Genomic DNA, 21097 nt, shown 5'->3' with positions numbered 1-21097 from the left:
TGCTAATAACAATATGAGAACAATAGTACCGGCAGACCGCCTTAATACAGTAAGTGAATACTACTTTTCGAAAAAACTAAGAGAAGTAGCCGAAATGAACGCAATGGGAAAAAATGTGATTAGTCTCGGAGTGGGAAGTCCTGATCTCCCTCCTTCCGAAGAAACCACAAAAGCCCTATGTGAATCTGTAATAAAAAAAGATGTACACGGCTATCAACCCCATGTGGGTATTGCCGAGTTGCGTAAGGCTTTTGCTGATTGGTACAAAAGAACATATAATGTAAATCTGGATTTTGCAAATGAAATACAACCCTTGATAGGCTCAAAGGAAGGAATCTTACATATCTCTCTGGCATTTCTCAATCCGGGAGACGGAGTATTAGTGCCTAATCCGGGGTATCCGACATATAGTTCAGTGAGCAAGCTTGTTGGGGCAAATATTGTCTCTTACGAATTGGATGAGAATAATAATTGGCAACCGGATTTCGATGCATTGGAAAAGCTAGACTTATCGAATGTAAAACTAATGTGGATTAATTATCCTAACATGCCTACAGGCGCAAACGCTACGATCGAATTATTTGAAAAAATAGTTACTTTTGGAAAGAAACATGGCATCATCATAGCTCACGATAACCCTTATAGTCTTATTCTTAACGAAAAGCCATTAAGTATACTGCAAGTAGAAGGAGCGAAAGATATATGTATCGAACTCAATTCGATGAGTAAATCGCACAATATGCCCGGATGGAGAATTGGGACATTGGCTTCAAATGCACAATTTATACAATGGGTGCTAAAGGTTCTGACCAACATCGAGAGTGGAATACTAAAACCTATACAGTTGGCAGCCATTGCCGCTCTGAACAATTCGGGCGAATGGCACAAAGAAAACAATATCAAATTATACGCCAATCGCCGTCAATATGCAGAAGCTATTATGAAAGAGCTAGGTTGCACTTTTGATAAAAAACAATCGGGAATGTTTCTTTGGGGAAAGATTCCGGCAGAATACAAAAGCAGCGAAGAATTGGCTGACAAAATTTTATACGAAGCGAATGTTTTCTTAACCCCGGGATTCATTTTCGGGAACAAAGGAGAAGGATATATACGTATCTCTTTGTGCTGCAATGAAGACATGCTTAAAGAGGCTTTGGAAAGAATAAAAAAGGTAACAAATTAATGATTGCCACAATATCATTTATCAGGACAGCCTAAATTTATCTATTATAGAGTATTAAATTATAGACAGTAAATAAAAGGTAACAGATAAAAACAGATTAAAAGTTGTCACCTTTGTCACTTTTTAGCTAAAATATAGAATAATCAAAAAACAAATTAAAATAAATATGAAACTAGATTCAATTTTACTTCCGGGAGTTGACCCGAAACGTCCTCTTGTAATAGCCGGTCCATGCAGTGCCGAGACTGAAGAACAAGTAATGAATACTGCAAAGCAACTAGCAGCAGACGGCATAAAAATCCTTCGTGCCGGAATATGGAAACCTCGCACTAAACCAGGTGGATTTGAAGGAGTTGGCAGCGAAGGCCTTGCTTGGCTCAAAAAAGTGAAACAAGAAACCGGAATGTACGTTTCTACTGAAGTTGCAACACAGAAACACGTTTATGAAGCTCTTAAATATGGTATCGACATGTTATGGATCGGTGCCCGTACAACAGCAAATCCATTCGCAGTTCAGGAAATAGCAGAAGCGCTACAGGGTGTTGATATCCCGGTATTGGTTAAGAACCCTGTTAATCCCGATTTAGAGTTATGGATCGGTGCTCTTGAACGCCTCAGCAATGTAGGTCTAACCAAGATAGGAGCAATACACCGTGGATTTAGTTCATACGATAAGAAAATCTACAGAAACCTGCCTCAATGGCATATACCGATCGAACTGAAACGTCGTTTTCCTGATCTGCCTGTTATTTGCGACCCAAGTCATATCGGAGGAAAACGTGACCTTATACAGCCGCTATGCCAGCAAGCAATGGACTTAAACTATGACGGATTGATTATAGAAACTCATTGCGACCCTGAAAATGCTTGGAGTGATGCTTCTCAACAGGTAACGCCGGTGAGACTAAAAGAAATACTGACAGCACTTATTATTCGTGATGGTAAGCAATCGACAGAAGACCTTTCTGACCTTCGCAGACAAATAGACGAACTAGACGATCAGTTGCTGGAATTACTTGCAAAACGTATGCGCATATCATGCGAAATAGGTACTTTCAAGAAAGAGCACAATTTAACCGTTGTTCAGACAGACCGCTATGATGAAATTCTTCAAAAACGAATTGCTCAGGCAACATCTATGAGTATGAACCCTGACTTTATGCGTGTGGTTCTGGAAGCAATACACGAAGAATCTGTAAGACAACAGGTTGAGATATTAAACAAGTAACCGTATATGAAGATATTAATATTAGGAGCCGGAAAAATGGGCTCCTTCTTTACTGATGTATTAAGTTTCGATCACGAAGTTGCTATATTTGACATTGATCCCAAACGTCTACGATTTGTTTATAATGTAGTCAGAATGAGCAATCCGGAAGAGATAAGGGACTTCAAACCTGAAATTGTTATTAATGCAGCAACAGTCAAATATACCATTCAGGCATTTGAAATGGTACTGCCATATCTGGATGAAGATTGTATATTGTCGGATATTGCATCTGTAAAGACGGGACTAAAAGAGTTTTATAAAAAAACAGGCAGACCGTTTGCATCTACCCATCCTATGTTTGGCCCTACATTTGCCAATCTAACAGACCTTAGTACACAGAGTGCAATTGTAATTTCAGAATCGAACCATTGGGGAAAAATATTTTTCAAAGACTTGTATAACAGCCTTAAGTTGAACGTTTTTGAATATACATTCGAAGAGCATGACGAAACGATTGCATATTCGCTTTCAATTCCGTTTGCGTCTACACTTGTATTCGCTTCTGTAATGAAACATCAGGATGCTCCGGGAACAACCTTCAAGCGTCACATGAATATTGCAAAAGGGCTTCTGTCGGAAGATGACTATTTGTTGACCGAGATTCTCTTCAATCCTTATACTCCTGCTCAGGTGGAGAGTATACGAGGCGAATTAAAGCATCTTTTAGAGATCATCGAGAAAAAAGACAGTGCAGCAATGCTAAGTTTCCTCACAAAAGTAAGAGCGAATATAGCTGACAAATAGAATATAAAAAGAGACTGCAAAAGTCATACAATACTAATGCAGTCTCTACTCCTTATAACACCAATTACCAACCAACCATAGTTAGCCTAACACCAAACAAACCTTGAATTCAGCTTTTATTTTTTATGTTTAAACAGCCATGAGGCAAGCCCTTCTTCTTTGAAGGCATTGTCCCAGCTATTATGATTAACTCCTTCATATTCGGTATATTCCGCATCACATCCTAGTTCTTTGAGACGTTTATATATATTTCTCGAATTTTCCACAGGAACGACAGAGTCGGCACTGCCATGAAAAAGCCAAACAGCTGTATTGTGGGCATACAAAGGTAGCTTACTCAAATCAGCACCCCCACAGATTGGGAACGCCGCTGAGAAAGTATCAGGCAATCGCCACAACAATTCTAATGTACCCATACCACCCATTGACAAACCTCCTACATATACTTGATTGGAGTCTACTTTCCCTGAGGTCAGCCAATTTTGGACTAAAGCAATCAGTGTACTCATTGGTTCTGTGATTCCCTCAGAAACACCGAAGGTCAATGTCATTTTATTATCAATCTGATGACGAACAACATTGGCCCAATAACTATCGGCAGGACATTGAGGTGCTATAACGATAGCAGGATAAGCTGACTGAAAATTATCAATAAGAAACTGCTTACCATGAGTCAATTGCTTCTGATTGTCATTACCTCGTTCTCCTGCTCCATGAAGAAATACGACCAATGGATACTGCTTCGACTCATCATAGTTCTCTGGATACATTATCTGATATGGTAACGTATGCCCATCAAACATAAATGAGGCATTCTTGAACTGAGCAAAACTGAATAAAGAACAAATTAGAAAAATGAAAGATAAAACACCTTTTTTCATAACCTTAATTTTAAAATAACTGACATTAAAGATAACGATAATACATCTTACTTCATGTGAGTTATCATGCTATTTCCTTTTGGTTTTATAACTCTTTAGTTCAATGAAGGAGATTCAAAGCCTAGTTTTTTAAGCCCCTTTTGAACATCAGGGTGACTCATAAATAGATTCCAAAGCAACTGCGAACGATAGTTCTCGATCATCACAGCTATTGTACCTTGGTCTATTGCTAAATAACGCTGTGGATACCAGTTATCTGTTTCACTAAAAGCATCATAAAAACCATATTGCCCCCAAACCTTATCGCCCATGCTATATAGCTTGCGTATTACTTTCATTGATTCCTCAGGAGTATATACAATAGAAGACAAGGCTGCCGTAGGAGTTATTACACCGAGGTCTCCTTCTTCTGTTGGCTCATGAGCACTATATCCTTTTACAGAATAACTAGCAGTCAATCCCCAGCAATCTTCTCCATATCCTTTAAATCCTTTCGGGTTACGTAAGCAATACGCTCTATTTATGAGTGTATAATTTTTCATTTCCTGATAATAATCAGCATACTTATCTTTTAGCCCGGTAGGATTTAATCCTAAGAATGAATAATGAGCCCAGAATAAAGGGCCTGCTCCGCTATTGCTTTGATAACGCATATTCAGGTTATACCCATCCAATTGATGAGGAGCAATAATCTTTCCGTTTTCTGCCCAACCTTCATGATAGACCTCAGCCGGAGTGCCATGAGTAGGAGAACATGCAGCCAGGATATAAGTAATGAGACATTCATTGTATCCACGAATAGGAAAATTCATTTCCCATGAATGGTTAGGGCTCCAATGCCAATACAATACATTTTGACCGTTACGATGCCAGTTCCAGTCCACATTTTTCCAAAGGTTGTCAATACGGACAGCTAAAGCTTTTTCTGCATCAGACCCATTTACATAATACTGATGAAGTGCCAACAAACCTTGTAGAAGGAATGACGTTTCAACTAAGTCACCTCCATTGTCTTTATCACTAAAGCCTTTTACTTCGCCAGTCTCACCATTCCACCAATGTGGAAATACACCATGAAAAGAATCTGCTTTCTCGAGAAAGTTTACAATCTTTGTAAACCGTTCTAAACCTTGTTCACGAGTTATATACCCTCTGTCTATTCCGGCAACAATAGCCATTATTCCAAAGCCACTGCCTCCGGAAGTCACCACATTTTTATCATTTTGAGGATATACTCCATCTACATGAAAGCGTTCGCGAGCCATTCCACTCGTAGGTTCGGCCCCATCCCAAAAATAATTAAATGTCCTGCGCTGAACACTATCCAATAGAGCCTCATCTGTAATAGCAATTGGCTCTATGGTGCTATCATCAGTATCTTTATTGGATTTATCCTTACAGCTAATAGCCGCTAGCACAAGTATTATAGAAATGAATGGTATATATATTTTTTTCATATTATCTGTTTTAATAATAAACAAGAAAAAGAGACTAAGATTGCATAGTCTCTTTTTCAAGACTCAGAGCATTTAATTTAATGTAAATCTCGCAGATTTAACATCACTACTATTACCTCCTATCATCACATCAAAATCACCTTTTTCAAATACATATTCGAGATTATAATTGTAGAATTTCAATAACTCAGGAGTTATCTTAAAACTAACATTCTTACTTTCTCCTGCTTTTATAAATGTTTTTTCAAAGCCTTTCAATTCTTTCACCGGACGTGTCACACTACCGACCAAGTCACGAATATAAAGTTGAACAACTTCTGCTCCATCATATTTCCCTGTATTTGTAACAGTGACGGAAGCTGTTAATTCTCCTTTTGCATCAAGTGTTGTAGAACTCAATTTAATGTCGCTATAGCTAAATGTAGTATAGCTTAATCCGTATCCAAATGGATATAGGGGAGCGTTGCTTACATCTAAATAGTTACTGCGGAATTTCTCAAACCATCTGCCTTCCTGCAACGGACGACCTGTATTTTTATGATTGTAGAATAACGGAATCTGTCCCACATTCTGAGGGAAAGTAGCAACAAGTTTTCCGCTAGGGTTGACATCTCCAAACAAAACATCTCCAATAGCATGTGCAGCCTCTGAACCACCAAACCAAACATTAAGAATGGCCGGTACGTTTTCATTTTCCCAAGTCAAAGTCAATGGACGACCAGTAAACAATACCAAGACAACAGGTTTTCCGGTTTTCAATAATTCTCTTAACAATTCTTTCTGTACATCAGGTATACCAATTTCGGTACGAGAACTAGATTCTCCACTCATCTCAGACGATTCACCCAATGCTGCAACGATTACATCTGCATCCTTTGATATTTGTAATGCTTCTTGTAGCATTTCTTCATTGCTACGAGTTTCCTGATCTCTATGCAATGTACGACCAAACATTGTTGCATTTTGTTCATATTTTGCATCATTTATCAGATGACTACCTTTTGCATAAACAACCCTAGCATTACTTCCGGCGACCTCCTGAATACCTTCAACTACGGTTGCAGGTTTAGTAAGATCCACGGCAACACTCCATGTTCCGGGCATATTAGAGCGTGTGTTTGCCAAAGGACCAACCACTGCTATAGTTCCACCTTTTTTCAAAGGCAAAGTGTTATTTGCGTTTTTAAGCAAAACAAAACTTTCGGAAGCTATCTTACGAGCAACAGCACGATTTTCGGCTGTGTATATTTCTTTTTTTGCACGATTTACATCGCAATATTTATATGGATCTGCAAATAATCCTAATTTATATTTTGCTTCCAACACACGGCGACAAGCCTGATCTATTTCAGCTTGCGTAACTTTTCCTTCTTTAAGAGACTTGCCCACTGTAGCCAAGCCTTCACTTACCATATCCATATCGATCCCTGCTTTCAAGGCACGAGCCGAAACGGTTTGTAGATCACCAATTCCGTGATCTATCATTTCACTTATTCCGGTGTAGTCTGTAACTACAAAACCGTTAAATCCCCATTGCTTACGCAATACATCTGTCATCAACCATTTGTTAGCTGTAGCCGGAACTCCGTCCACTTCATTAAACGAAGCCATTACGCTCCCTACACCCGCCTCTACTGCAGCCTGATAAGGGTACATATATTCATTAAACATACGTATACGACTCATGTCTACAGTATTATAGTCGCGACCTGCTTCACCTGCACCATATAGCGCATAGTGTTTAACACAAGCCATAATATTGGAGTTAGACTTATACATGTTCTCTCCTACTCCCTGATATCCGCGAACCATCGCTTTTGCGATTTGTCCTCCAAGAAAAGGGTCTTCTCCATTTCCTTCCGAAAAACGTCCCCAGCGTGGATCTCTCGAAATATCAACCATTGGACTAAATGTCCAGCAAATACCATCGGCACTTGCTTCTATTGCAGCGATACGAGCTGATTGCTCTACAGCAGCCATATCCCATGTAGCAGCCATTCCTAAAGGAATTGGAAATACAGTTTCGTATCCGTGAATTACGTCCATTCCAAATATTAATGGAATTTTCAGACGACTCTGTTCTACTGCAATGCGTTGAACTTCTTTAATTTTCTCAACACCTTTTATATTGAATAATCCACCGACTTGTCCTTTCTTAATTTTTTCAGCTATATTACTGCTTTTAGCCTGTCCGGTGGTTATATCTCCGGAACTAGGCAGATTAAGCTGTCCGATTTTCTCATCCAGCGTCATCTTACTCATTAAATCATTGATAAACTTATCCATCTTTGGATCTTTCCCTTGTCCCAATATATTGCCAGAGATAGCAAAGAAGGCCAAGAAGACCAATAATAATTGTCTTACAGTCATTTTACCTTAAATTTCAGTTATACCTTAACTCTAATTATTTCTTGCCTAAAATTAGTAAGGGCTAATTGTCTAGCCCTTACCATTAAAAATGTGATAACCTAATAACCTTATTGATAGTTGGGGTTTTGTTTCAAAACACCATTTGATTTATCTATTTCCGATTGAGGAACCGGAAGTAATGCATGCTTATCTTGATAATTTGTTTTACCTGCTGCATGTAACACTTCTTTAGCTGTACCCCAACGTACTAAGTCATAAAAACGGTCTGGTTCCAAAGCCAATTCTACTCTTCTTTCACGCTGAATAGCTTTTCTCAATTCCACCTGATCTTCTGTAGTAACTTTGGGTAATATGCTGGTGCTGGCTCCTCTGGCATGAGATCTTACCATTTCCAAATATTTCAAAGCATCTTCAGTCTGACCTAATTCGTTTGCGGCTTCTGCTGCCATAAGAATAACGTCCGGATAACGGATAATACGTATATTAACCCAGAATCCTTCTCTCGTATATTTAGCTCTCATCGCCGGATTTGTGTATGCCTTTTTATTAAAGTATGCACCCATTGCAGATGATTCAGGAGACTCGCCATATGGCTTGTTTGTATTTTCAGGAGTGATAGCTTCACCCGGTTTTCTGAAATACAGTAGTGTAGCATCTTTACGTGGATCTCCAGGCTCGAAAGCTGTTCCCAGCTCTTTTGTTGCCATGTGCCAACCCCAGCCAAGATTCCACTGTCCGGCACCTCTCACGCCTTGCACCTGACAAAACTGGCTACCGATAGCTGTACTTGCAGGCATTGCCGCAGTAGCAGTACATTGCAGCTCAAAAATTGATTCGCCACAGTTCTCTCCCGCATCAGTAAACACCTGATCAACAGATGTATTCAGATTATAAATTCCTGAATTGATAACTTCTTTAGATGCAGCAAGCATATTTCCCCAGTCGTTACGCATCATATATGTTCTGGCATGTAACGATTTGGCAGCACCCCATGTTAAACGTCCTGTATATTTAGCTTGCCAAGATTGAGGTAAATTTGCTTCAGCAAAAGTAAGGTCCGCATCAATTAATGCATAAATCTCAGCAGCAGAACTTTTCGGAATATTTGCCTGTGATGCATCTTTTATTTTAAAGTCTATTTTAGGAACTTCACCCCATGCTCTCACCAAGTTGAAATAACAATAAGCTCTAAAGAATTTAGCTTCTGCTTCCAAGCTTCTAAGATCACTGTTATTCAATTTCTGTATAGTATCTATAGTAGAGTTACAGTCATGAATTATCGAATAATTATGATTCCAGTAAGTTCCTAATATCCCATTAGATGCTGTGTATTCAAAATCATCCCAAAATCTGGCGTTATCCGGTCCATCATTCTCAGTACTTCCTTTTTCAGAATCTTCGGAACGGAACATGTGCACTGCAAATGCAGGAATCCCGGCAGTTATATTATAACTTCTCATTTTTGAGTAAACACCAAAGATTTTTGCTTCTACACCACCACTAGTATCGTCATCCTCAGTAAAACTTCCTTGAGGACTTTTGTCCAGAAAATCATTACAGCTGATAACCGATAATGCTAAAGCAGCAATTATAGCGGCATATATATATTTATTAAATATTCGTTTCATAATATATTGTTTTTATCTATTAAAATGTAAGATTTAAACCAAATGTGTAAACCGCAGGTATTGGATACGGATTAGCATCGATACCGAAAGCTATAGCCGAACCTCCTAATTCTGGAGAATAGCCTGTATTATTTTTCCATGTTTTAGGATTTTGAGCATTTATATATACTCTTAAAGATCTCATTCTTAATTTTTTCAACATATCTGCACCGAAAGTATAACCTAATTGAATATTTCTGATACGGAAGAAGCTACCGTCTTCAATAAAGTAATCTGATGGAGTAGAACCTCTATTAATGTTTCTATTGTTAGCCATTATTGGCTCTGTATTAGAAGTTCCTTCGCCGTGCCATCTATCCATTCTAGCCTCTAGGTAGTTAAATTGAGACCAAGCATAAAGATTCCATGTGCGATAAATTTCATTACCATATACACCCATCATGTCAACAGACAGGTCAAAATTTTTGTATCCTACATTTACTGAAAGTCCATATGTAAAATCAGGAGTAGGGTTACCTATCATTGTTCTATCGGCAGTGGTTATTTGACCGTCTCCGTTCACATCTTTGAATTTCAAATCTCCGGGTTTAGCTCCTAGTGTATTCTTAGCGGCATCAATTTCTGCTTGATTTTGATATATACCCTCCACTTTATATCCATAGAAATATCCGATAGGATATCCTGCCTGTGTATAAGACATTTCAGGAAGACCAGAAGTTCCGGTAGTAATGTTGTATCCTTCTTGATATAAATACAAGACTTTATTCTTGATTGTAGTTAAATTACCACTAACTCCATATCTCCATTCTGAACCGATTTTATCATTCCATGATAAAGTTAATTCAACCCCTTTATTTTCCATTGAACCTAGATTACCAAGACCTGGTCTTGTACCTGCAATACCAGGAATTTCAGCTAAAAGATCTTTAGTCTTCTTCTTATAATAAACACCTTCGAAGTTCAATCTGTTTTTCAAGAAATAAGCTTCAAGTCCGGCTTCCCAAGCCTCAATTTTTTCCCATCTCAAGTTTGGATTTGGAAGATATGCGATTTCATATCCCGGTATTATATTATCAGCAAAAACCGCATTAGAAGTGTTTAGAAGCACTGGTTCTGCTGGATAAACTCTATCCATATTTTGGTTTCCTAGAGTACCCCATGATCCTTTAAGCTTCAAGTAATCAAGAAAAGTGAAGTCTTTCATAAAATCCTCTTCTGTTATTACCCAACCAGCACCTAAAGAGTAGAAATTTTGCCATTCGTTGCCTGTATAGAAGAATCCTGAAGATCCATCACGACGGAACGATCCGTTGAACAAATATTTGTTTTTATAATTATACAATCCCCTTGCCAAGAATGAAACGGTTGAACGTTCCCATTGTGTACTTTCAGCAGATGCTGCATTTGCATCACCGATGCTTACAAACCATTTATCAGGATCATTAGCAATAGGGAGTCCGTTTCCTTCGCCACGTCTTCCGGTAAGACTGGATAAGTTGTTATAGTATGTTGTAAAACCGGCTGTAGCTGTAATATTATGATTATTAAAGCTATTTGTATAAGTCAACAAATAATCGCTTTGAACCTTTGTTTCATTTGTTTTTTGTTGCTGTACAGCAGTTTTCCCATCTCCCATAACCACAGGCTGTTGAGTATCAACATCGAATATAGTTCTCTTAGGAGTATATAATCTGCTATCATAAGATTTGTAATCTAATGAATACATTACACGGAAATTGAAGTTCTTCAAGAATGTAAGATCTCCATATACATTACCGGATGCTCTGTAGTCAATTACTTTGTTCATATCCTTTTGTAACTCAACAATAGTCATCGGATTTGACACTTCATTTTTTTGGAAACTAGGCAATGTATTATACAAACCTTCTTTTTCATTATAAGGAGCTGCAATAGGTGCTGCATATAAAGCTCTTTTCACAACATCTGTATATAAGCTGGTAGAAGTATTAAGAGGGGTTGAACGAGCACCATTAAATTGGAATCCAACTTTAAATGCTTTAGTGATAGTGTAATCACTGCTCAGATTGATAGTTACCTTACTGAATTGTTCATGCTTCAAAGTTCCTTCTTCTGAAGTATAACCAACACCCATATAGAACTTATTCCTTTCGCTAGAAGATGTTATACTAATATTGTTATTGGTAATAAATCCTGTTTGGAATATTTCATCTTGCCAATCTGTATCAGCAGTCCAGTTTGTATAATCGAAAGGACTTGCACCTTGATTTGCTAACTGCTCTGAATAAAGTTCTTTAAACTGTGCAGCATTCGCCATTTTGATTTTATCTACTACCGATTTAAAACCAAAAGAAGTATTGATATTTACCAATGTCTGACCTTCCTTCGCTTTTTTAGTAGTAACAATAATAACACCATTTGCACCACGTACACCAAAGATAGCCAATGATGAAGGGTCTTTCAAGATTTCCATTGATTCAATGTCGGCAGCATTTAAGAAGCTAATGTTATCATTAAATAATCCATCAACTACATATAGTGGCTTATATCCGTTAATTGAGTTTGTTCCGCGAATACGGATTTCAGGATCTTGTCCGGCAATACCTGTATTTACCACCTGCACCCCTGCTACTTTTCCTTGCAATGAGGCTAATGGGTTGGCAGATGGACGGTTTGCTATATCCTCTGCTTTAATACTGGCAATGGAACCGGTCAAGTCTCTTTTCTTTGCTGTACCATAACCAATTACGACTGTTTCCGTTAGCATTTTGGCGTCATCTTCCAATACTACGTTTATCGCATTCTGGGTACCTACAGTAACTGATTGAGATTTCATTCCCAAATAAGAAAACACAAGGACATCTCCTTGTTTTGCAGAAAGAGAATACATACCATCTATATCTGTTATTGTTCCGTTTGTTGTACCTTGTACCAGAACACTAACTCCGATTAGAGGCTCATTCGCTTGATCCACAACCTTACCCGAGATTGTTTTGGTCTGCGCATAAATAGTCGTCACGCTTGCCAAAAGAAAACAAGTGAAGAAAAAAATTCTCCGCATGAGAGCAGCTGAACTTTTCATTTTTTTAGGTTTAATTTTCATAGTCTTACTTTTTATTTAAACACATATTTTCAAATAAAATCTACTATGAACGACAGAAAAGAAGAACTAAAAAGTGATCGTATTTTTCAGTAACGGCTAAGTTATGATTGTTCTTTCTGTGCGTATGATATTAGATTTGTGTCAAAATTAGAGTTTATAGACAGAGTGTTTCTAAAAGTTAATACACCGTGAATACACCCGCTCCTCTTTTAACAATACCGCCACCTCACTTTTACCTCTCAAACAATCATAAAAATATAATAAACAATAAATTAGAATAGTTAATCTATATTTAGGAAAAACTCATTCAAGTTCTGGGAAGGAAGAATATTTAACTTTTTCCTTAATCTATAACGACTATTTTCAACGGCTCTAATGGATAAATTCATTAAAGAAGCAATCTCCTTTGTTTCCAAATTTAGTTTCAAACAAGCACAAAGCCTAAGATCATTATTGGTTAACTGAGGGTATAGAGTTTTCATTTTTTTGAAAAAGCCTGTATGTTTCTCTTCAAACTTTAGTAGAAATGTTTTCCAGTCGTCTTCCGTATTCATATTACTATTGAGCAAGGCATTTATTTTTTGAGACAATGGAATCAAAGCATTGTTTCTATTCTTTGAATAAAAATCATCTATGATATCTTTTACTTTCAAAATGAGTTCATTTTTCTGAATAATAAAAGATGTTTGAGTAAGAAGTTCGGCACTCTTTTGTTCCACTTCTTGCTGCAACTCCCCGGCCAACATTTTCAAGCGTTTGGTTTCCCTATGTCTAATCTTTTGAAGATGCAAGTTTCGATATCGTCTTAATATGAGCATCCAGATGATATACATGACAAAGAAAAAAGCAAGAATATAAAACATATACGCCCAAATAGTCTGATACCAAGGCGGCAGTATTTCAAACTCATAAGAAATAGATTCGGAATAATGTCCGAGATTGTCTACTGTACGTACCATAAAGACATACTTACCTTCAGGTAAACGAGCATACTGAGCACCATTCACCTTTTGCGGTACAGACCAATCCTTATCTACGCCTTGCAACATATACTGAAATGAAAAATTAGATGAAAAAGCATTCTCTGCTGAAAAGCCAAAGGTTATAGTATTATAGTTGTATGATACCTTAGCTAATTGAGCAAGATTCTTGTATTCGTAGTCGCCATAACCATTTGTTGTTCCCAACATTCTTAAATATGGAAGAGGTAATTTATTTTGAAGGTCTTTTTTTACGACATGTTCTTTATTGTATATCATAAATCCATTATCCAAGCAAACAAGGCTCAATGAATCATTCAGGATAGACACATTTTCGTATGCGTTTACCAATGATAAGTTCATCCCTAAGTTGTAACTTTCGAGAATAGATGCTTCATAGCCATCATATGAGAATTTATAAATCGAAGCATCTGTGAGTGCCCAAAATAGATTTCCACGAATATGTACAATTTGCTTTAGGTTCTTTACATTTTTAAAGCAGTCATTCAGTATTGTATTCGGCACTATTTTATTTGAAATATCATCGTAGGTATAAAACTCATTATTTCCAAGCAAAACAATACGTCCTCCCACCTTAAACATTTTCATTTTGTATGGGAATCCATCTTTATTACTTCCTCCGTAATATGAGAATGTTTCAAAGCCCGAGAGATCGTCACTAAGTTTACATCTATAAATCCCTCTATTAGCATGCTCTAACCAAATATTACCGATATGATCAATATCCGCATTAATTATCGGCTCTGATATCTGCTTCGGCATATATACCTTATTTGTAGCGAGATCTACAATTTTTAGAGACTGATAGGTAGATAGAAAAAGCAAGTCTTTCTCTTTATATTTTGCTTCCATGATGTTGTAAACACCGGTATGTATATCAAACACATCTGAAACCGAAAGGTTACTATTTATTAATTTTAGACCCTTATTATGACAACAGTATAGCTTTCCATTCACAACTTTTAATGTCCAGACTTGCCCTTGTGTCCCATTTATCAGTTTCATATTAGCCAAAGCTTCTGGCTTTCTCAGATCTTCAGCAGCTATATAAAACACACCTTGATTGGTAGCAACAAACAATTTATCATTCCACAGAGCACCACCATATACAGCACCAGTTTTTCCTCCTTTATCTATATAGCAGTCCATATTCTCTATATGCTGTATATAAGAGATACCTTTATCCAGAGCAGCCCACACATTACCTATATTATCTTCATAGAGGGACAGCACCGTATTATTCTGGAGGGTATTTATAGTAGATAGATGATCTAATATATTTCCACTTTCGTCAACCTGATAAATACCATCTAATATAGTTCCGAAAAAATAAACACCCTTCGAAGACAATATACCGCAATTAAGCTCTGCAGAGCTTAAGGTAGAAGATATTGCAGCATTCCATTGATTAAAGGTCTTTCCATCATAAATATACATTCCTTTTGTAGATGTGCCTATAAGATATTTATCAGTCGAATATGGCAATATAACTCTAACATCGGTATTCGTAAAGATTTCACTTCCTTCTATCTTTGTTAATGTAGTTCCTTTTAGGCGATACAAAGCTCCAAACATCTGTTGCACCAAGAATTCATTTCTTACCTTAGATAATAATAAGAAGCCCCCATTGAAAGGTACATGTTTCACCGTTTTATAGTCGTACATATAGATGGAGGAAAAAGATTGAAAATAAACGCAATCCTCCGCAATCCAGATCTTCCAAAAATCATCATTTTTAAAAAGAGCTTTATCCAACTGATCACTTAAAGAAGTGTAGACTAATTTTCCTGAGATATCCCTATCCCATCGACCAAACTCCTCATAACTGCCCGTAAAAATAGTTTGATGCGAAAGTACTGCTACCGAGCGTGCTATTAGAGAGTTAGGGATACGGTTTAACCTCCATTCTACACCGTCGAACTCGAGCAAGCCTATATCGTTGCCAAAATACATTATTCCTTTTTCGTCTTGCGCTATCGACCAGTTTTTATTATCGGCTCTATACATGCTCTTGGACAGGTTGATAACATGTGGTTTATTTGCCGAAATTGAAATGAAAGGAAGGAAGGTTAGGAATAATAAAAAGATATATTTCATTAAATTATTCATTCAGGTTGAATTTACAAAGAGCTTTCTTATTTAAGACATCAAAAATACTACTTTTTTATGGATTTTGTTTTCAGATAGATGTCAATATAATGTCCTCAATCGTTTTGCCTTTAGAAGTTCATAAGTTATATTTGTATGTAATAAAAAAATTAATATCAGAAAATCATGAAAATCGGGATAGACCTGGGAGGAACGAATGTCAGAATGGGGGTTGTTAACAATGGAGTCATTGTAAAGAAAATATCAGAGCGATGTAAAGCAGACCAGCCCGAAGACATTGTTATAAAACAATTGACAGACATGCTTCATCAAATCATATCGCCAGAAATAGAAAGTATAGGGATAGGTGTACCGTCTGTAGTGGATGCAGAAAAGGGTATTGTATATAATGTAATGAATATCCCCTCTTGGAAAGAAGTGCATCTAAAAGAAATATTGGAAAAAGAATTTAATATCCCGGTCTTCGTAAATAATGACTGTAACTGTTTTGCTCTGGGTGAATATCATTTTGGAGAAGGAGCCGGATCGAAAGATTTAGTAGCCGTTGCGTTAGGAACAGGTGTAGGCTCAGGAATTATTATTGATGGCAAATTATACAACGGAGGAAATACTGGAGCCGGCGAGGTCGGATGTATTCCTTATCTGGAATATGACTACGAGTCTTATTGCAGCAGTTCTTATTTCACTCGTGTACATGGCATCACCGGGAAGGAAGCTTTTGAAAAGGCTAAAGCAAATGAAGATGTTGACTCTATCATTCTATGGAATCAATTTGGACACCATGTGGGCGACCTGATGAAAGTAATTCTTTTTGCTTACGATCCTCGAGTGATTATTTTAGGCGGAAGTATAGCCAACGCTTACGAATATTTTGCTCCCGCCATGATGGATAGTCTTGATAGCTTTCCTTATCCCGAAACAGTAAAGAACCTGAAGATATATACATCTAAAGTAGAAGATGTTGCTATACTTGGAGCATCAACCCTAAGCTAAATTAGTAGCCATTATACAGAACGGAGTGAAGAATCTATAATGTTATGATTCTTCACTCCGTCAAAAAATAAAAAGAATGATATCTTATCTCTCCCACTGCTGCAGCTCAGCTACAGCAAGCTGATAATCTCGTTCTGTCTCCAGATACTTATCCACTGTTTCATAATACACAGACAACTCTAATAGATAATTAATAAGGGATAACTGCCCCTTATCCAATGCTATTTTAAGCAAATCCTGACTACTGGTAACACTCAAAGCATCTTCATACTCTTTTAACAACAGAGATAATTTCTTTGCTTTATCATACTGATTCTTCAAGGTATTCCTGAATTGTAACTCAGAGTCCTCATGCTGCATCTGCAATGCTACCGTTTGGGCTTTCTGATGCTTCACTGTATTTTTCCCTTCCCACAAAGGAATGGATACGCCAACCGAAACTCCCTGAAATGTTGTGCCTGATACTCTTTCGCTGGCATATCCGGCTGTTATCTTTGGTAAATTTAAAGCCCTTGTAAGCTGTTCCTGCTTTCTGCTTAACGCAACTTCTTGTTCCGCTACACGTAATGAAGGATTATTAGCCTTTACTATTGCAAACCATTCTATAAAGTTCAGAGGAAAGGTAAAATCTGAATAACGATTAAATTCTCCAACATCCAAACCTCCGTTCAATCGCTGCAACTCAGATTTAGATAAATTCAAATCAACTTCATTGATCTGCAAAGCTTTCTCAGCATTTAGCAAGTTCAACTTCGTTTTATTACGCTCCAAAACATCGATATTTCCTTGATCAAAACTCTTCTGATAAGCATCAGAAAGCTCTTTGGCTTGTTTCAGTCGATCCGATAATATCTTGTTCATCTTCGTTTGATAAACCAGCTCTACACAAATTAAGCGAGCTTGTTGCAAAATCTCCACTTTCTGTTGATCATAGATCATATCTACCTGTTGGTTTTTCTCATCAGACAATTGTGTCTTATAGCGATATGCTGTAGGGAAATCAAACGACTGGGTTACATTAAGGTCTACACGGTTGCCTTCTCCGGAGGGACTTCCCCACAGATAACCGAATTCTACTTCGGGATTAGCCATATTTATTCCTGTCTTGTTACCAATCTTATCAGCATTCGCCTTCTCGCGATAAGCTTTCAGCGTTGTATTATTAATTTCTATCTCCTTCAAAACATTATCGAACGAGTCTTGAGCCTGTGCACTAATAGTTAGCACCGACAAAAGAATATATATTATTTGTTTCATAAATTATAACTCAATTATTAAACAATCTCTTCTTTTAAAGTCTTTCTTCTCTTAAGCATTCTGTATACTATCGGCACAATGTACATATTCAACATGGTGGAAGTCAGTAGTCCACCCAAAATAACCTTAGCCATAGGGCTCTGAATTTCATTACCCGGTAAACTTCCTTGTACAGCCAGAGGTATCAAAGCTAGTCCTGAGGACAAAGCTGTCATCAAAATAGGATTCAACCGATCGAGCGATCCCTGCAATATACTCTTATTCACAGAGTACCCCTTGTTTCCCAAATCGTTGTAATGAGCCATCAGCAAAATTCCGTTTCGCGTAGCAATACCAAACAAGGATATAAATCCGATAATAGCCGGAATGCTGATCTCTCCGGATGTAAACAGAATAGCATACACTCCACCAATAAGAGCCAGAGGAAGATTAAGAAGAATTACAGCCGATTGTGTAACACTTCTAAACTGATTGAATAGCAATAGAAAGATAATAAGAATAGCAAAAACAGAAGCAATGAGCAATATCTGCGATGCTGCCTGTTCACTTTCAAACTGTCCTCCATATTCAATATGATAACCTTCAGGCAACTGAATATTATTATCCAAATTCTCCTGAATTTCATTTACAACGCTTCGCAAATCTCTTCCGGCAACGTTTGCCGACACGACAATTTTACGCTGAGCATTCTCCCTGTTGATTGTATTAGGGCCCGTAGAGGATGATATATCTGCAATATAAGCAAATGGTACTTTGAGCCCGTTAGCATCGATCATCAAATTTCTGATCTTCTCGGCTTGGTCTTTATAGTTCTCATCAACTTTTAGCGTCAAGTCAAAACTTTTACCTGCATCATAAACCTGAGAAACAACTTCACCCGAAAGCATTGTAGTTACAAACTCAGTAAATTCAGGTAAGGTGATACCATATTTTGCCAACAATTCACGTTTAGGTACAATCTTTAATTGGGGACGCTCGACCTGCTGCTCTACATTCAAGTCGGCAACACCTTCTATGCCCTCTATCTTGGACTTGATATCATTTCCGAGAGAGAATAATTTATTCAGGTCTGTACCAAATATCTTTATGGCAATATTGGCTTTGGTACCCGAAAGCATGTGATCGATACGATGCGATATAGGTTGACCTATTTCCACACTAATTCCCGGTATGGCATTCAGTTTATCCCTAAGCTCTGCCAATACTTCCTTCTGAGGACGATCTTTTAATATAAAGGGTGCTTCAATCTCAGAACTATTCACACCAAAAGAATGCTCATCCAGTTCAGCTCGCCCGGTTTTACGTCCTACGGTTTGTATTTCGGGAACGCTAAGAATCGCTTCTTCTGCCATTCCAGCTACCTTATCAGATTCCTCCAAGGATATACCCGGCAAGGTATTTAGTGTTACAGTAAAAGACCCTTCATTAAATGGCGGTAAAAAGTTACGCCCAAAAGTAAAAGAAATAGCAATAGCCGAAATCAACAACAAGCCTGTTATTCCCAATACTATCTTTTGTTTCTCTAATGCCCAATGCAAGCTTTTTTCATAAATAGCCTTAAGCTTCATTACAAATACGGATTCTTTTTCTATCTTATCTTTCTTATTATTTGCAAGTAAGTAGCTACACAATACAGGAGTTACTGTAAGAGCAATAATTGTAGATGCAAAAAGAGCAACGATAAAAGCTATCCCCAGAGGAACAAGCATACGCCCTTCCATACCGCTAAGGAAAAACAGAGGAGTAAAACTTGCTACAATGATCAATGTTGAGTTCAATATTGGCATACGTACTTCCTTCGATGCCTCGAATACAATAGTAAGCACACTTTGTTGTTCCTCCTTTGGCTTTTTCCGATTCTCTCTCAAGTGCTTAAACACATTTTCAACGTCTATAATAGCATCGTCTACCAGCGAACCAATGGCAATAGCCATCCCTCCCAAGCTCATTGTATTGATCGTTAAGCCCATCAGCTTGAGAGCAAGAATAGAAGTCAGTAAAGAAAGGGGTAAAGCCATTAAGGAAATGAAAGTGGTACGACCATTCATCAAAAACAAGAGCAGCACGATGACTACAAAAATAGAACCTTCATAAAGGGACTTCTGCACATTATTAATAGAGTTATTAATAAAACGTTCCTGACGGAAAATATCTGTTGATATTTTCACATCCGTAGGAAGTCCTTTTTGCAAGTCGGCTATAGAAGCATCCAGCTTCTCACTCAGCTCGATAGTATTTGTATTGGGTTGCTTGGTTATAGTCAGCAATACGGCTGATTTTGTTTTTTCGGAAGCGACACCTAACTTAGGCGTTTTTGCTCCTATCTTTACATCTGCTACATCACTGATCAGAATAGGACTTTCTCCTACTTTCTTTATTACAGCTTTGCCTATTTCTTTTACATCGGCACTTTGCAGAACACCTCTTACTATATATTCATTCCCGTACTCATACAACACACCTCCCGATGCATTCTGATTCATATTACGAGTTACTTGTAGCACTTCATCTAGCGTAACACCGTAATGTTTCATACGTCCCGGGTCGAGTAGTATTTGATATTCTTTGATATCACCACCTATCACTGTCACCTGTGCCACTCCTCCTGTGGATAGTAAGCGTGGGCGTATCGTCCAATCGGCAATAGTGCGAAGGTCTAATAAAGATGTAGAGTCAGCAGTCAGCCCGATAATCATCACTTCTCCCAGTATCGAAGATTGTGGTCCTAATGTCGGTTGTCCTATATTTTCGGGTAAAGCATCACCCAGAGTAGCCAGTTTTTCGGTTACTATCTGCCGAGCTTTATAAATATCTGTACCCCAATCGAATTCAACCCATACAACAGAGAAACCTGTAGTAGATGACGAGCGTACCCGCCGTACATCTGTAGCACCATTCACTGCTGTTTCGATCGGAAAAGAGACCAGGCGTTCCACCTCTTCCGAAGCCATCCCATTCGCCTCTGTCATTATCACTACGGTAGGAGCATTGAGATCTGGAAATACATCTATCTCCATATTCTTGGCTGTATAAAGCCCGCCAACCAATAGGAGAACAGCACCGATAAGAACAATCAGCCGATTGTTCAACGAAAATTGTATTATTTTATTCAGCATATTTAT

At 37.8% G+C, this 21097-nt stretch carries 12 protein-coding genes; 4 read left to right on the top strand and 8 right to left on the bottom strand.

Annotation, left to right across the window (positions count from 1 at the left end; translation table 11 throughout):
- Window positions 1-13 precede the first annotated feature (13 nt).
- The 3 genes from HMPREF9456_RS05685 (at window position 14) to HMPREF9456_RS05675 (ending at window position 3197) form a co-directional block, all read left to right on the top strand.
- Window positions 14-1183, top strand: a complete 1170-nt coding sequence (locus HMPREF9456_RS05685) for a pyridoxal phosphate-dependent aminotransferase (RefSeq protein WP_006842523.1) — start codon at window positions 14-16, stop codon at window positions 1181-1183.
- A 166-nt stretch (window positions 1184-1349) separates the two neighbouring features.
- A complete protein-coding gene (locus HMPREF9456_RS05680; RefSeq protein ID WP_006842522.1) occupies window positions 1350-2411 on the top strand; it encodes a bifunctional 3-deoxy-7-phosphoheptulonate synthase/chorismate mutase type II in 1062 nt (353 codons plus the stop codon).
- Window positions 2412-2417: 6 nt separating this feature from the next.
- A complete protein-coding gene (locus tag HMPREF9456_RS05675; RefSeq protein WP_006842521.1) occupies window positions 2418-3197 on the top strand; it encodes a prephenate dehydrogenase/arogenate dehydrogenase family protein in 780 nt (259 codons plus the stop codon).
- A 116-nt stretch (window positions 3198-3313) separates the two neighbouring features.
- On the opposite strand, the gene HMPREF9456_RS05670 is transcribed toward HMPREF9456_RS05675, so the two are convergent.
- The 6 genes from HMPREF9456_RS05670 to HMPREF9456_RS05645 all read right to left on the bottom strand — a co-directional run bounded on the left by HMPREF9456_RS05670 (window position 3314) and on the right by HMPREF9456_RS05645 (window position 15725).
- Window positions 3314-4078 (bottom strand): carboxylesterase family protein, encoded by a 765-nt coding sequence (locus tag HMPREF9456_RS05670; protein WP_006842520.1) that lies wholly within the window; start codon window positions 4076-4078, stop codon window positions 3314-3316.
- A gap of 95 nt (window positions 4079-4173) precedes the next feature.
- Window positions 4174-5535 carry a glucoamylase family protein gene (locus HMPREF9456_RS05665; protein ID WP_018074800.1) on the bottom strand — a complete coding sequence of 454 codons (1362 nt, stop codon included), beginning with the start codon at window positions 5533-5535 and terminating at the stop codon, window positions 4174-4176.
- Between the two features lie 72 nt (window positions 5536-5607).
- Window positions 5608-7905, bottom strand: coding sequence for a beta-glucosidase BglX (bglX, locus tag HMPREF9456_RS05660; protein WP_006842518.1), 2298 nt, complete (start codon window positions 7903-7905; stop codon window positions 5608-5610).
- A gap of 107 nt (window positions 7906-8012) precedes the next feature.
- Window positions 8013-9533 (bottom strand): RagB/SusD family nutrient uptake outer membrane protein, encoded by a 1521-nt coding sequence (locus HMPREF9456_RS05655; RefSeq protein ID WP_006842517.1) that lies wholly within the window; start codon window positions 9531-9533, stop codon window positions 8013-8015.
- Between the two features lie 19 nt (window positions 9534-9552).
- Entirely contained in the window at window positions 9553-12615 is a 3063-nt protein-coding gene (locus tag HMPREF9456_RS05650) for a SusC/RagA family TonB-linked outer membrane protein (protein WP_006842516.1), read from the bottom strand.
- Between the two features lie 281 nt (window positions 12616-12896).
- Window positions 12897-15725, bottom strand: coding sequence for a triple tyrosine motif-containing protein (locus HMPREF9456_RS05645; RefSeq protein WP_245530994.1), 2829 nt, complete (start codon window positions 15723-15725; stop codon window positions 12897-12899).
- A gap of 165 nt (window positions 15726-15890) precedes the next feature.
- Between HMPREF9456_RS05645 and HMPREF9456_RS05640 the strand changes: the two genes are divergently transcribed.
- Window positions 15891-16718, top strand: a complete 828-nt coding sequence (locus tag HMPREF9456_RS05640; protein WP_006842514.1) for an ROK family protein — start codon at window positions 15891-15893, stop codon at window positions 16716-16718.
- Between the two features lie 84 nt (window positions 16719-16802).
- Here the strand turns inward: HMPREF9456_RS05640 and HMPREF9456_RS05635 are convergent, their stop codons facing one another.
- Both HMPREF9456_RS05635 and HMPREF9456_RS05630 read right to left on the bottom strand, forming a co-directional pair.
- Window positions 16803-17975, bottom strand: coding sequence for a TolC family protein (locus HMPREF9456_RS05635; RefSeq protein WP_006842513.1), 1173 nt, complete (start codon window positions 17973-17975; stop codon window positions 16803-16805).
- Between the two features lie 17 nt (window positions 17976-17992).
- Window positions 17993-21091 carry an efflux RND transporter permease subunit gene (locus HMPREF9456_RS05630; protein WP_006842512.1) on the bottom strand — a complete coding sequence of 1033 codons (3099 nt, stop codon included), beginning with the start codon at window positions 21089-21091 and terminating at the stop codon, window positions 17993-17995.
- Between the last annotated feature and the right edge of the window lie 6 nt (window positions 21092-21097).

The sequence above is a fragment of the Dysgonomonas mossii DSM 22836 genome (genome assembly GCF_000213575.1).
GTDB classification, from domain to species: domain Bacteria; phylum Bacteroidota; class Bacteroidia; order Bacteroidales; family Dysgonomonadaceae; genus Dysgonomonas; species Dysgonomonas mossii.
Note: the sequence above shows the minus strand (reverse complement) of the source record. Positions and strands in the feature narration are given on the sequence as shown.

Excerpts from the sequence above, each read along its gene's own strand:
- HMPREF9456_RS05685 (WP_006842523.1), top strand. The coding sequence starts at position 14 with ATGAGAACAATAGTACCGGCAGACCGCCTTAATACAGTAAGTGAATAC.
- HMPREF9456_RS05680 (WP_006842522.1), top strand. The coding sequence starts at position 1,350 with ATGAAACTAGATTCAATTTTACTTCCGGGAGTTGACCCGAAACGTCCT.
- HMPREF9456_RS05675 (WP_006842521.1), top strand. The coding sequence starts at position 2,418 with ATGAAGATATTAATATTAGGAGCCGGAAAAATGGGCTCCTTCTTTACT.
- HMPREF9456_RS05670 (WP_006842520.1), bottom strand. The coding sequence starts at position 4,078 with ATGAAAAAAGGTGTTTTATCTTTCATTTTTCTAATTTGTTCTTTATTC.
- HMPREF9456_RS05665 (WP_018074800.1), bottom strand. The coding sequence starts at position 5,535 with ATGAAAAAAATATATATACCATTCATTTCTATAATACTTGTGCTAGCG.
- bglX (WP_006842518.1), bottom strand. The coding sequence starts at position 7,905 with ATGACTGTAAGACAATTATTATTGGTCTTCTTGGCCTTCTTTGCTATC.
- HMPREF9456_RS05655 (WP_006842517.1), bottom strand. The coding sequence starts at position 9,533 with ATGAAACGAATATTTAATAAATATATATATGCCGCTATAATTGCTGCT.
- HMPREF9456_RS05650 (WP_006842516.1), bottom strand. The coding sequence starts at position 12,615 with ATGAAAATTAAACCTAAAAAAATGAAAAGTTCAGCTGCTCTCATGCGG.
- HMPREF9456_RS05645 (WP_245530994.1), bottom strand. The coding sequence starts at position 15,725 with ATGAATAATTTAATGAAATATATCTTTTTATTATTCCTAACCTTCCTT.
- HMPREF9456_RS05640 (WP_006842514.1), top strand. The coding sequence starts at position 15,891 with ATGAAAATCGGGATAGACCTGGGAGGAACGAATGTCAGAATGGGGGTT.
- HMPREF9456_RS05635 (WP_006842513.1), bottom strand. The coding sequence starts at position 17,975 with ATGAAACAAATAATATATATTCTTTTGTCGGTGCTAACTATTAGTGCA.
- HMPREF9456_RS05630 (WP_006842512.1), bottom strand. The coding sequence starts at position 21,091 with ATGCTGAATAAAATAATACAATTTTCGTTGAACAATCGGCTGATTGTT.